13 protein-coding genes and 1 pseudogene are annotated in these 11,399 nt (G+C 64.4%); 7 read left to right on the forward strand and 7 right to left on the reverse strand.

Features of this window, described 5'->3' with window-relative positions; all coding sequences use genetic code 11:
• From EN884_RS10380 to mntR, 4 genes are all read right to left on the reverse strand, one after another.
• Window positions 1-752 (reverse strand): MFS transporter (locus EN884_RS10380; protein WP_164770799.1); only part of this gene is annotated, 752 nt, incomplete at its 3' end.
• Window positions 753-908: 156 nt separating this feature from the next.
• A complete protein-coding gene (locus EN884_RS10385; protein ID WP_013530123.1) occupies window positions 909-1,829 on the reverse strand; it encodes a neutral zinc metallopeptidase in 921 nt (306 codons plus the stop codon).
• A 199-nt stretch (window positions 1,830-2,028) separates the two neighbouring features.
• Window positions 2,029-2,217, reverse strand: coding sequence for a hypothetical protein (locus tag EN884_RS10390; protein WP_013530122.1), 189 nt, complete (start codon window positions 2,215-2,217; stop codon window positions 2,029-2,031).
• Window positions 2,218-2,306: 89 nt separating this feature from the next.
• Window positions 2,307-2,756 carry a manganese-binding transcriptional regulator MntR gene (gene mntR / locus EN884_RS10395; RefSeq protein WP_024504117.1) on the reverse strand — a complete coding sequence of 150 codons (450 nt, stop codon included), beginning with the start codon at window positions 2,754-2,756 and terminating at the stop codon, window positions 2,307-2,309.
• Between the two features lie 235 nt (window positions 2,757-2,991).
• On the opposite strand from mntR, the gene EN884_RS10400 reads away from it, so the two are divergent.
• The 3 genes from EN884_RS10400 (at window position 2,992) to EN884_RS10410 (ending at window position 6,045) form a co-directional block, all read left to right on the forward strand.
• On the forward strand, window positions 2,992-4,356 hold the full coding sequence (locus EN884_RS10400; RefSeq protein ID WP_013530120.1) for an Nramp family divalent metal transporter: 1,365 nt from the start codon (window positions 2,992-2,994) through the stop codon (window positions 4,354-4,356).
• A gap of 87 nt (window positions 4,357-4,443) precedes the next feature.
• Window positions 4,444-5,292 carry a protein-L-isoaspartate O-methyltransferase gene (locus tag EN884_RS10405; RefSeq protein ID WP_063170313.1) on the forward strand — a complete coding sequence of 283 codons (849 nt, stop codon included), beginning with the start codon at window positions 4,444-4,446 and terminating at the stop codon, window positions 5,290-5,292.
• A gap of 102 nt (window positions 5,293-5,394) precedes the next feature.
• Window positions 5,395-6,045 carry a dihydrofolate reductase family protein gene (locus EN884_RS10410; RefSeq protein WP_063168788.1) on the forward strand — a complete coding sequence of 217 codons (651 nt, stop codon included), beginning with the start codon at window positions 5,395-5,397 and terminating at the stop codon, window positions 6,043-6,045.
• A 113-nt stretch (window positions 6,046-6,158) separates the two neighbouring features.
• Here the strand turns inward: EN884_RS10410 and EN884_RS10415 are convergent, their stop codons facing one another.
• Window positions 6,159-7,028: a LysR substrate-binding domain-containing protein gene (locus EN884_RS10415; RefSeq protein WP_082826693.1), complete on the reverse strand. Its 870-nt coding sequence runs from the start codon at window positions 7,026-7,028 to the stop codon at window positions 6,159-6,161.
• Window positions 7,029-7,126: 98 nt separating this feature from the next.
• Here EN884_RS10415 and EN884_RS10420 point away from each other — a divergent pair, with 98 nt between their 5' ends.
• Window positions 7,127-7,726, forward strand: a complete 600-nt coding sequence (locus EN884_RS10420) for a LysE family translocator (RefSeq protein WP_063168790.1) — start codon at window positions 7,127-7,129, stop codon at window positions 7,724-7,726.
• A gap of 252 nt (window positions 7,727-7,978) precedes the next feature.
• Here EN884_RS10420 and EN884_RS10425 read toward each other — a convergent pair whose 3' ends face one another.
• Window positions 7,979-8,773: an SDR family oxidoreductase gene (locus EN884_RS10425; protein ID WP_013530115.1), complete on the reverse strand. Its 795-nt coding sequence runs from the start codon at window positions 8,771-8,773 to the stop codon at window positions 7,979-7,981.
• Between the two features lie 203 nt (window positions 8,774-8,976).
• Here EN884_RS10425 and EN884_RS10430 point away from each other — a divergent pair, with 203 nt between their 5' ends.
• A complete protein-coding gene (locus tag EN884_RS10430) occupies window positions 8,977-9,435 on the forward strand; it encodes a MarR family winged helix-turn-helix transcriptional regulator (RefSeq protein WP_024504123.1) in 459 nt (152 codons plus the stop codon).
• A 21-nt stretch (window positions 9,436-9,456) separates the two neighbouring features.
• Here EN884_RS10430 and EN884_RS10435 read toward each other — a convergent pair whose 3' ends face one another.
• The gene (locus tag EN884_RS10435; RefSeq protein WP_027162085.1) at window positions 9,457-10,635 is read right to left on the reverse strand and encodes an MFS transporter; all 1,179 of its coding nucleotides are present in this window, start codon (window positions 10,633-10,635) and stop codon (window positions 9,457-9,459) included.
• Between the two features lie 208 nt (window positions 10,636-10,843).
• Here EN884_RS10435 and EN884_RS10440 point away from each other — a divergent pair, with 208 nt between their 5' ends.
• A complete protein-coding gene (locus tag EN884_RS10440) occupies window positions 10,844-11,206 on the forward strand; it encodes a helix-turn-helix transcriptional regulator (protein ID WP_013530112.1) in 363 nt (120 codons plus the stop codon).
• A 68-nt stretch (window positions 11,207-11,274) separates the two neighbouring features.
• Window positions 11,275-11,399: pseudogene (locus EN884_RS40255) on the forward strand (metallophosphoesterase); the annotation flags it as partial.

Below are 11,399 nucleotides of genomic sequence, written 5' to 3' on the forward strand. Positions count from 1 at the left end.
CTCCAGCCATAGCGGTAGCTGGAGACGAACGACCAGACCGCCGGATACATCATATGCCCGAGCGTCATCAGGAAGAAGACAAGCCCGATCCAGCCGATGCCTTGATATTGGCGCATCTGCAGAAGCGTGCCGACCGGGTTGGCGCGTTTCCACTCGAAGCGGCGGCGGTGCTTGTCATCGAGCGTTTCCGGCAGGAAAAACAAAGCGATGAGGAAATTCACGAAGGCGAGCCCGGCGGCGAAATAGAACGGCACGCGCGGCCCGAACGTGCCGAGCAGCCCGCCCAGAACCGGCCCGATGACGAAGCCGACGCCAAATGCGATGCCGAGCAGGCCGAAATTCTTAGCCCGATTGTCATCGTTCGAGATGTCGGCGATGAAGGCCGATGTCGTCGAATAGCTGGCGCCCGAAATGCCGGCCAGCACGCGCCCGATGAACAGCATCGGGTAGGACCAGGCGACGGCGCAGATCAGATTGTCGATGGAGAAGGTCAGCACCGATGCGAGCAGGATCGGCCGCCGCCCGAACCGGTCGCTCAAGCCGCCCATGATCGGTGCGAAGAAGAACTGCATCGCCGCATAGACGAAGAACAGCCAGCCGCCTTCGATCGCCGCGCCGCTGATGCTGACCCCGGTCAATTCCCGGAGATAGGCCGGCAGCACCGGCATGATCATGCCGAAGCCGATAATGTCGAGCAGCAGCGTGGTGAAGACGAGCGCAAGGCCCCGTCTGGCGGTTTTGGGGTCGATCATGCAGGATCAAGCTCCTCTGCTCGCCCTCAGGCGCAGGCGGACGCACCTTATAGGCGAGCTCGCGGAAAGGAACAATGCAGGAACAGGCCGAATCTATTCATCCTGACACCACCTGACGGCAGCATCGCCGGCAGGTGAAGCTCGACAACGGTCTGGTCAGATCGGCCCACTCAGCGTGTTGCAATCCGACAGCTTGCCGCTCTTGTAACCACGCGCCAGCCAGGTCTGCCGCTGCTGCGAGGTGCCGTGGTTGAAGCTTTCCGGCACGACATAGCCCTGCATCTTCTTCTGCAGCGTGTCGTCGCCGATCTGCTTGGCGGCGTTCAGCGCGCTTTCGATGTCGCCCTGCTCCAATATGCCTTTCTGTCCGGTGTAGTGGGCCCACACACCGGCAAAGCAGTCGGCCTGAAGCTCGATTCGCACCGACATCTGGTTGGCCTCGACCTCGCCCATGCTCTGCCGCATCTGGTTGAACTTGGACATGATGCCGGTCAGGTTCTGCACATGATGGCCGATTTCATGCGCGATCACATAGGCGCGGGCAAATTCGCCCGAAGCGCCGAACTGCTGGTCGAGTTGCTGGAAGAAGGTCATGTCCAGATAGACCTTGTGGTCGCCGGGACAATAGAACGGTCCGGCCGCCGCGGAGGCAAAGCCGCAGGCCGAGCGCACCTGGCCGGAAAACAGCACCAGCTTGGGATCCTCGTAGGTCAATCCCTGCGACTTGAAGATGCCGGTCCAGGTGTCCTCGGTCTCGGCCAGCACGGTCGCCACGAACTGCTTCATCTCGTCATTGGCCGGTGTGGCACCGTTGTCCTGGCCGCTATTGTCGGTGATCTGGCCGCCGCCGCCCGGCAGCAGGCCGCCGTCGCCACCGCCCAGGATCGTCGAAGGATCGAAGCCGAAATACCATCCGGCCAGCACCACCAGGATGACGAGGAAGATGCTGCCGCCGCCACCGGTACGGCCGCCGATCGGAATGCGGAACTGGCCACCGCCGCCGCCGAGTCCGCCGCCGCCGCTGTCGCTGCGGTCGTCCTCGATATTGTCACTCTGACGACGGCCCTTCCAGAGCATGGCAACTCCTCGTGCAGCAAACCTCCCCGTTGCTCCGGGGCGACAAACAATTATCTCAACGGTTGCGCCAAGTCACAGCATTTTTCGATGGCCTTTTTGGCCACACGGGTTGCCTTGCGGCCAAGTTCGTTGTGGCGAGCGGCTCGGCGTGGCAATCGTCCCCGTGGCCTACAGCCGATCACGTAAGCCCGACAGAGAGCTAATCTTCCTGCTTGGCGCCGGCGCTCTTGCCGTCGGAGCTCTTCGAACGCTCCTCGAAACGCGCCGCGCCCTTTTTCAGCGGATGGCCGGTTTCGGCTTCGGTCTTGCGCTCATCCCTGGCCGCCGCCTGTTTCAGTCCCTCGGCTGCCTGCTTGCCCTTTGCCGCCGGCGTTTGTTCGATGCCCATCGTTTCCTCCCTTTCGCGCGCCAATCGCACGGATCTGGTGCAAACGTGTCTGGCGTGCGACGGTTCCGGCGACGCGGGAACTCTGGCGCTCAGCGCGCCGTCATCGCCTTGCGGAAGGCTTCCAGCGTCTCGGCGCTGACATGGTGCTCGATGCCCTCGGCATCGATGCGCGCTGTCTCCGCACTGACACCGAGCGAGCGCAAGAAAGCTTCCACCGTCTGGTGGCGGATGCGGCTTTCCTCCGCGACTTTGCGGCCGGCTTCGGTCAGGAACACGCCACGATAGGGCTTTCTCGACACCAGACCGTCGGCGCACAGCCTGGTCAGCATCTTGGCCACCGTCGGCTGCGCGACGCCGAGCCGTGCGGCGATGTCGACCTGACGCGCCTCGTTGCCGTCTTCGATCAGGTCGGCGATCAGCTCGACATAATCCTCGACCAACGCACTGCGGCGCGCTTCGCGCTGCTGCCGGAAGCCCTCCGAATGAATTTCGGCGTCGAGCAGCGGCTCGCGCGGAACTGGTCTGTTCTTCAGCACCAATACGCGCTCCTCCCAGGACTATTTGCCATCCATGCTTTCATAGCACGGGCTCTGATTCTTCAGGCCGTTTATTTGCATTCCGCCACAGGTGCAACCGGGGCTTCCGATTGCCGCTTCACCCGATGACCGCCAGCCGGATAAAAAGCAACGACAATGAAATATAGCATATTGCATAATGTTGAGCCATGGCATAGCTTAAGCCAACATCGTCCAGTCTCGCGGAAAGCCCTCCTTCATGTCCGAAGCCGAAGCCACAGCCTCCCGTTCCTCATGGCGGTTCGCCAGGCCCGACGAGGACGAGCAGCCCAGCCTGCGCGAAGTCAATTCCTCTATCGCCGTGCCGAACTCGGGCGTCTGGTTCCGTCGCCTGTTCGCCTTCATGGGTCCCGGCTACATGGTCTCGGTCGGCTATATGGACCCCGGCAACTGGGCGACCGACCTCGCCGGCGGCGCCCAGTTCGGTTACACGCTGCTGTTCATCATCATGCTGTCCAACCTGATGGCGATCCTTTTGCAGGCGCTGGCGGCACGGCTCGGCATCGCCACCGGCCGCGACCTCGCCCAGGCCTGCCGGGCCTATTATCCCCGGCCGGTGAACTTCGTGCTGTGGATCGCCTGCGAGCTGGCCATCATCGCCTGCGACCTGGCCGAAGTCATCGGCACCGCGATCGCATTGCAGCTTCTGTTCGGCATTCCGCTGATCGGCGGCGCCATGCTGACGGCGCTCGATGCCTTCCTCGTGCTGCTCCTGATGAACAAGGGGTTTCGCTATCTCGAAGCCTTCGTCATCGCGCTTTTGATCATCATCTTCAGCTGCTTCGCCATCCAGATCTTCGTCGCCGCCCCGCCGGCCGGTTCGATCCTGCATGCCATGTTCGTGCCGTCGTCGGAAATCGTCACCAATCCGGCGATGCTCTACATCGCCATCGGCATCATCGGCGCCACCGTCATGCCGCATAATCTCTATCTGCACTCCTCGATCGTGCAGACCCGCGCCTATGAACGCACCGACAAGGGCAAGCGCGACGCCATCAAATGGGCAACGACGGACTCGACCATCGCCCTGATGCTGGCTTTGTTCGTCAACGCCTCGATCCTGATCGTGTCCGCGGTCGCCTTTCACAACACCGGCCACCAGGACGTCGCAGAGATCGGCCAGGCCTTCGAGCTGCTGTCGCCGCTGCTCGGCCTCGGCATCGCCTCGATCCTGTTCGCTGTGGCGCTGCTGGCTTCCGGCCTGAACTCGACGGTGACGGCCACGCTCGCCGGCCAGATTGTTATGGAAGGCTTCCTGCGCCTGCGCATCCCCAACTGGGCACGCCGGCTGCTGACGCGCGGCCTCGCCATTATCCCGGTGGTGGTCGTCACCGCGCTCTATGGCGAAAAGGGCACCGGCCAGTTGCTGGTGTTCAGCCAGGTCATCCTGTCGATGCAACTGCCCTTCGCGGTCGTCCCGCTGGTGCAGTTCGTCTCCGACAAGAAGAAGATGGGCAATCTCGCCATTCCGCGCGGCGTCGCAGCCCTTGCCTGGGTGGTCGCCGCGATCATCCTGGTGCTCAACTTCAAGCTGCTCTACGACACCATGTTCGGGGTCGGCTGAGTTCCGCTTCGCCTGGAAACCAGCTGCCCTCTGCGCAGGGGGCAGCCTCGCGACAAATCGGCAATCCGCGCTATGTTTTCCGGCATCATGACCCGGATCGAAGACATCAGGAAATTCTACGCGCGGCTGCTGGCCGCCAATGCCGGCTCGCCCGACCCACGTCTGGAAGCGGCTTTCGCCGACGTGCCGCGCGAAGCGTTTCTCGGTCCCGGACCGTGGACGGTCGTCGCCGGCAACGGCAGGGTCACAACACCAAGCGCCGATCCGGCTCATATCTATCAGAACGTGCTGGTGGCGCTCGACGACGACAAGGGCATCAACAATGGCGAGCCATTCCTGCACGCCATGTGGATTGGAAAGCTTGAACCGAAACCCGGTGAGGCGGTTTGCCATATCGGCGCCGGCACCGGCTACTACACCGCCGTGCTGGCCCGGCTGGTTTCGCCAGGCGGCATCGTCACCGCTTTCGAACTCGACGAGAAGCTGGCCGATCTGGCGCGTCAAAATCTCGAAGCCTATGGCAATGCGACGGTGGTCCATGGCGATGCCGTGACGACGCCCCTGCCGCCATCCGACATCATCTATGTCAATGCCGGGGTCGCAGCGCCCCCGGCCGGATGGCTGAAGGCGCTGCGGCCAGGCGGCCGCATGATCTTTCCCTGGCGGCCGGCCGAGCGCGTCCCGCTGGCGGTGATGGTGACACGCACGCAAAAAGGCTTCGCCTGCGATCCGTTCATGCGGTCGTGGTTCATTCCCTGTGTCGGCGCCTCGGTCGCGGACCCCGCGGCGATGATCCCCACCGGCGAGCAGGCCGCGCGCAGCCGCTCGATCTGGCTGGCGCAGGACAGGGCGCCGGACGACACCGCCACCGCCATATCAGGCGATGTCTGGTTCTCGTCGGAAAATCTCCACACCGAGCCTCGCAAGCAACGGTGATTTTCCAAAATTTCGTCCTGTCCTGTCGGACCGGTGGCTCGTCGCCCGTCCTTGGGCTGAAGTCCGCCACGACGGCGTGGACCGAAGAACGGGAGCATTGGAATGAGAAAGATCATCTCTGCGACATTCATCAGCCTCGACGGCGTCATGCAGGCGCCCGGCGGCCCGCAAGAGGATCCGGTCGGCGGCTTCAAGTTCGGCGGCTGGACCTTCCATTACTTCGACGAGGCGGGGGGCGCGGCGATGGATGAACTGTTCTCCAAGCCTTTCGCCCTGCTTCTCGGCCGCAGGACCTACGATATCTTCGCCGCCTACTGGCCATATCAGAAAGATCCGATCGCGGATGCCTTCAACCCTGCGGCCAAATATGTCGCGACGCATCGGCCCGACACCCTCACCTGGCAGAACACGCAATCGCTCGGGCCCGATATCGTTGCGGCGTTGCGCCGCCTCAAGCAGGAGGATGGACCCGACCTGCTCATCCAGGGATCGGGCAACCTGATCCAAACGCTGCTCGCCAACGGGCTGATCGACGAGATCCGGCTGATGATCTTCCCGCTGTTGCTGGGCAAGGGCAAGCGGCTGTTCGGCGACAGCGCGATCCCGGCCGCCTTCAAGCTCATTAAGTCGCAGGCAACCGGCACCGGCGTCATCATGGCGACCTACGAACGCGCGGGCGAGGTCAAGGTCGGGTCGTTTGTCACGGGAGAGCCGTCGGAAGCCGAGCTCGAGCGGCGGAAGAACTGGAAGTAAGCAGGACCTGGGTTCCTCGCCCCACGATGAAAGATCGACCCGCCACTCGGTCGAGCTTCGCTCGACACCTCTCCCCGATCGACGGGGGAGAGGAACCCAAGTTCTGAGAAGCTTCAAGCAGCGACTGGTCGCCGCGCCAGCCCTTCCCGTATATGCCGTGCGAATTCCTGCGCCGCGGGCCCTACCCCATGCCTCGGCAGATGCAGGTTGATGGCAAAATTCGGCAGCGGCGGCAGGCCGGACTCCGATCGCAATATGTCGAGATCGGCTGGCACCGTGGAGGCCAGCCAGGTGGTGACGGCGAGGTCGGAGCGCACCGTCGCGGTCGTCGCGTCGATGTTGCCGTTCTCGAACACGGTGCGCCACTCCAGCCCATGCTCACCGAGCGCCGCCAACACAGCCGGCCGGAAAGCGCAGGTGTCGGCGACGATCGAGACCGGCAGCGGCCGCTTGGCGCGGGCAACGCCGCCCTTGGCACCGACCCAGACCAGCCGGTCAACGACGAGGCATTCGCCGGCCGACGGGCCGGCGCATTCCTCGATCACGGCAAGGTCGATGGTCCCGGCCGCAAGGGCAGCAGTCAATTCTGGCGACGAGGCGCAGACCAGCGATATCTCGACCTGCGGATAGGTCTCGGCATAGGTCTTCAGCACCGGCGCCAGCAAGGTGCCGACAAGGTCGTAGGGCACGCCGAGCCGCACCTGGCCGGCCACCGGGCTCCCAGCCATTTCGGCCCAGATCTCGTCATTCAAGGCCAGCAGCCGCTTGCCCCTGCCGAACAGCTGTTCACCGGCGCGCGTCAGCCGCAAGCCGCGCCGGTCGCGCTCGAAGAGGCTCGAGCCGAACGCCTCCTCCAGCCGTTTGACCTGCTGGCTGACAGCACCTTGCGTCAGGTGCAGTGCATTGGCCGCCGCTGTCATGCTGGCCTTGTCGGCGACGGTGATAAAGGTGCGGATCAGCGCCATGTCGAGATTTCGGATCATGGTTGGCATTATGCTTGCTAATGTCAACCATAGCAAACATTGCATTTACTGAAGTTCGTGCGCAGCTACGATGGCAGCCCTCCCACCGAGGACGCCGCATGCTCGAGCCCATTTTCCCGCTCATCCTGTTTGCCATCGTCGCCACCACCACGCCCGGCATCGCCACGACCCTGTCGACCGCGTCCGGCGCGCAGTTCGGCTTTCGCCGTTCCGTGCCTTTGCTGGTCGGCAGCGCCGCCGGCCTCGCCACCGTCACGGGTGCCGCTGCCGCCGGGCTTGCCGGCCTGCTGCTCGCCGTGCCCTCGCTGCAACTGGCGATGAAGGTCACCGGCTCACTTTATCTCGTCTGGCTGGCGATCAAGATCGGCCGCAGCGGACCGCCTAATCTGGATGTGAGCATGGCCAGGCCGAACAGCTTTCTCGGCGGCGCCGGCATTCAATGGATGAACCCGAAGGGATGGGCGATGGGACTGGGCGCCGCGGCGTCGTTCGCGGCATTGGCCAGCGGACCGATGCAGCTCGCGCTGCTGCTCGGCGCCACTTTCGGCCTCGCGGCCGCCGCCTCGCTGTCACTGTGGTGCGTGGCCGGCATGGTGCTGGCGCGGCTGCTCAAGACCGAATGGCAATGGCGCGCGCTCAACGTCGTGTTGGCGCTGGTACTGGCCGCCTCGATCATTCCGATGTGGCGGTCGGTGTAAAGCGCTCAAGCCAAAACCCGCGCCAGCCCCCCACCCTGACCTTCGGTCCGACCTCCCCACAAGGGGGAGGTGGGGAGTCCAGCTTTTCGCACCCCACAAGACCATTGTCGCATGGGCGGACAAGCCGCGTCCCCAACCTTCCCCCTTATGGGGGTCCGAAGGACGGGCGAGACCCGTGGCTCGCCCCGGCAAGTCGCTGCGAAGCAGCGGGGTGGGGGTCCTGGTTCGCAAAGCGAACCAGCCTCTCAAACTTCAAACCCCGTAACGCGCCGCCGGCTTGTCGGCGTGCAGGCTGCCGTAGAAGGCTTGCCGGGCGCCGAGGAATGTGTCGAGCTTGGCCGCATCGGCAAGCGCGGGCACGGTGACCGCCTCGCCTTTGGCCAAGCCGACAAGTGCGGCATCGACCATGTCGTCGGCGGTCATGATGATCTCCTTCGGAACGTTGGCGATATCGGTGCCGGCAAGTTCCCAGAAATCGGTCCGGGTCGCGCCCGGCAGCACCACCTGCACCTTCACATTGGTGCCCTCAACCTCACGGTGCAGGGCTTCGGTGAAGTTGACCACATAAGCTTTGGTGCCGCTGTAGATGCCGCCGAAGGAGGTGTCGAAGGCGAGCACCGAGGCGATGTTGACGATGCCGCCGCGGTTGCGTGCCAAAAGCCCCGGCAGCACGGCGCGGGTTAGACGCGTCAAGGCGATGGTGTTGACCTTGATCATGCGCTCGGCCGCGTCGACATCGGCGGTGGCCACGACGGCCTGGCCGCCGATGCCGGCATTGTTGACCAGCAGTGTGATGCTCTCGTCGGCTGTTACAGCTTGCTCGACGCGGCGCACATCATCGTCGTTTGCAAGATCGGCGCTGATCACGCCGACCTTGCGGCTATAGGTCTGGCGCAGCTTCCCGGCCAGTTCCTCCAGCCGGTCGGCGCGCCGCGCCACCAGCACCAGATCGTAGCCCTGCCCGGCCAGCCGGTCGGCATAGACCGCGCCGATGCCCGACGAAGCACCGGTGACGACCGCCGTGCCCTTGTTGCCCTGTCCACTCATTGTCCTGTTCCTTCTTCAACTGATCTTGTTCGTTTCGAATGACCCCCGGCACCGTGGCATCTGCCGCGCTGCCGGAAAGCCGCAAGATAGTGGCATATACCATTAATCGTGAAGTAGGCATATGCCACTATCTTGTCAATGAGACGGGCGGGGATTATTTGAGGGGAGCAGCCGGGCCTCATTCGCCGGCGCCAGGGACCATCATGTCAAAGGACAGCCTGCCCGGCCTCACGCTCTGCAACAACGCCGCGCTGCGCCGCGCGGCGCGCAAGCTCGGCAAGTTTTATGATGATGTGGTGGAGCCGTCAGGCCTCAAGGCGACGCAGCAGGGCCTGCTTTACCAGATCCATATGGGCGATGAGCCGGCGATGGGCGCCATCGCCACGTCGCTGATCATGGACCTGTCGGCGCTCGGCCATACGCTGAAACCGCTGATCCGCGACGGCTATGTCGAGACCTTCGCCGACCCGGAGGACCGCCGCGTCAAGCGTGTACGACTGACGCCAAAGGGCCTGGACAAGATCGAGGAAGCGATGAAACTGTGGCAAATCGCCCAGCAGCGTTTCGAGGATGTCGTCGGCAAGGACAAGGCCGAAGATTTGCGCGCGGCTCTGGATGAGATCGCCGCGCTGGATTTTGATCTGCCGCCGGCCACGCCCTAAGGCCAGCGTTTGCCAAAGACTCTACTCGGCAGGCATTTCTACAGGCCGAGCCGCCCAGCGGCCGGCGACCACGACGCCAAGCCCGACGATCGGGAAGATCGCGGCGACCAGGCCGAGATCGGCCGGCGCGCCGTAGCGCAGCACGGCACCACCGACCACGGCACCCAGCGCCACGCCGAGATAGAGCGCCGAGGCGTTGAGCGACAGCACGATCGGGGCGGCATCGGGCGCCAGCTTGATGATGCGGCTCGCCTGCGCCGGCGGGAACGCCCAGCCGACGATGCCCCACGGCACCATCATCGCCATCAGCGCCGGCCCGGCAATATGGTGCGGCAGGAAGGTCGGGATGACCGACAATAAGACCAGCATGCCGGCACTCAGCGCCAGCGACCAGCCGACGGTGCGGGTCGCACCGAACCGGTCGGCGGCCTGGCCGCCGCCAATGTTGCCGATGACGGCGCCGACGCCGAAGGCGAGCAGCATGCCGGGCAGCGCGATCTGGCTGAGACCGCCGCCCTCGATGGCAAGCGGCGCGACATAGGCAAAGACGGTGAAGGCGCCGATCAGCGCCAGCACTGTCGTCAACAGGATCGGCATCACGCCGGGACGCAGCGCTGCCGCCAGCCTGCGCTTCAAGGGCAGCCTGGTGCCAACGATGCCCTGCGGCAGCCGGTACCACAGGATCGCGCCTGCAAGCGCGCCAAGGCCGGCGATGGCAAAGAAGGTGCCGCGCCAGCCGGCGACGGTGGCAACGAGCGCGCCGAGCGGCGCACCGAGCGCAACGGCCACAGTGGTGCCGCCGACAACGACGGCGATGGCACGCGCCCGGTGATGATCATCGACCAGCGCTACTGCGGTGCCCTGCGCGGTTGCGGCGAACAGGCCCGACGACAGCGCCATGACGATGCGCGCGACCAGCAGCAGTTCGAAGGAGGAACTCAAGGCGGCGGCGATGTTGCCGATGACGAAGAACACCAGCGTCCACAGGATGACGCGGCGCCGGTCCCATTCGCCGGTCAGCGTCGCGAGAATCGGCGTGCCGACCGCATAGGCGAGCGCGAAGGCGGTAATCAGCGTGCCGGCCAGCGGAATGGAGATGCCGGCATCCGCCGCGATGTCGGGCAGAAGGCTGGAGATGACGAAGCCTTCGGTCGAGATCGTGAACGATCCGAGCGCGAGCCAGAAGAGGCGCTTGTCCATGGCGGGATGTCCTTAGTTCAAAAGTTATTGAACAATTGGACATAACAGGGCATCATGTCAATGAAGCCAGGGAAAAATAGCTGAACCTTCCTGACAGCCCTGTGTCAGCACAGGCCGGGCGGGGTTCGCGCGAGACGGAGAAAGGCCACGTGGAGCCAACAATGATGGATGCGTTGAAATCGGACCCGACTGTGCTTAGTTTCGAGCCATGACCTTGCCACACCCCAATACGGACCAGATCAGCCTGCCGATCGTGCTTGGCGTGCTCGGCGACCCGACGCGGCTTGCCATCGTGCGCTATCTCGCCAGCAAGCAGGGCGTGCCGCTGAACTGCAGCCAGTTCCTCGATTTCGGCTCGAAGACCAATCTGAGCTACCACCTCGCCAAATTGCGCGAGGCCGGCGTCACCCGCGCCGAGGTGGTCGGCACCAACCGCATGATCACACTGCGCCGCGCCGATCTCGACGCCCGCTTCCCCGGCCTGCTCGACAGCGTCATCGCCGCCGCCGGCGACGATCCCGCACTGCCGGCGGTTGGCGGCCACGATATCGAAGTGCACGCCCGACCCTGAAGGACTTGGGTTCCTCGCCCACGAACGTGGGGAAAAGGAAAAGCGGCGTCACACAGGAGCTTCCCGAAATGCGCATCGCCGTCCTCGCCGATATCCACGGCAATGTGCTGGCGCTCGACGCCGTGCTTGACGACCTGCGCCGGCGCGGCGGCGCCGAACTGACCGGCAATCTCCGCGACAGCGTTTCCGGCCC

It is taken from the genome of Mesorhizobium sp. M7A.F.Ca.AU.001.01.1.1 (assembly GCF_004022735.1).
GTDB lineage: Bacteria > Pseudomonadota > Alphaproteobacteria > Rhizobiales > Rhizobiaceae > Mesorhizobium > Mesorhizobium ciceri.

What these genes read in the sequence shown, in the direction of transcription:
- EN884_RS10385 (WP_013530123.1), bottom strand. Translation starts at nt 1,829, where the DNA reads ATGCTCTGGAAGGGCCGTCGTCAGAGTGACAATATCGAGGACGACCGC.
- EN884_RS10390 (WP_013530122.1), bottom strand. Translation starts at nt 2,217, where the DNA reads ATGGGCATCGAACAAACGCCGGCGGCAAAGGGCAAGCAGGCAGCCGAG.
- EN884_RS10400 (WP_013530120.1), top strand. Translation starts at nt 2,992, where the DNA reads ATGTCCGAAGCCGAAGCCACAGCCTCCCGTTCCTCATGGCGGTTCGCC.
- EN884_RS10405 (WP_063170313.1), top strand. Translation starts at nt 4,444, where the DNA reads ATGACCCGGATCGAAGACATCAGGAAATTCTACGCGCGGCTGCTGGCC.
- EN884_RS10410 (WP_063168788.1), top strand. Translation starts at nt 5,395, where the DNA reads ATGAGAAAGATCATCTCTGCGACATTCATCAGCCTCGACGGCGTCATG.
- EN884_RS10415 (WP_082826693.1), bottom strand. Translation starts at nt 7,028, where the DNA reads ATGATCCGAAATCTCGACATGGCGCTGATCCGCACCTTTATCACCGTC.
- EN884_RS10420 (WP_063168790.1), top strand. Translation starts at nt 7,127, where the DNA reads ATGCTCGAGCCCATTTTCCCGCTCATCCTGTTTGCCATCGTCGCCACC.
- EN884_RS10425 (WP_013530115.1), bottom strand. Translation starts at nt 8,773, where the DNA reads ATGAGTGGACAGGGCAACAAGGGCACGGCGGTCGTCACCGGTGCTTCG.
- EN884_RS10430 (WP_024504123.1), top strand. Translation starts at nt 8,977, where the DNA reads ATGTCAAAGGACAGCCTGCCCGGCCTCACGCTCTGCAACAACGCCGCG.
- EN884_RS10435 (WP_027162085.1), bottom strand. Translation starts at nt 10,635, where the DNA reads ATGGACAAGCGCCTCTTCTGGCTCGCGCTCGGATCGTTCACGATCTCG.
- EN884_RS10440 (WP_013530112.1), top strand. Translation starts at nt 10,844, where the DNA reads ATGACCTTGCCACACCCCAATACGGACCAGATCAGCCTGCCGATCGTG.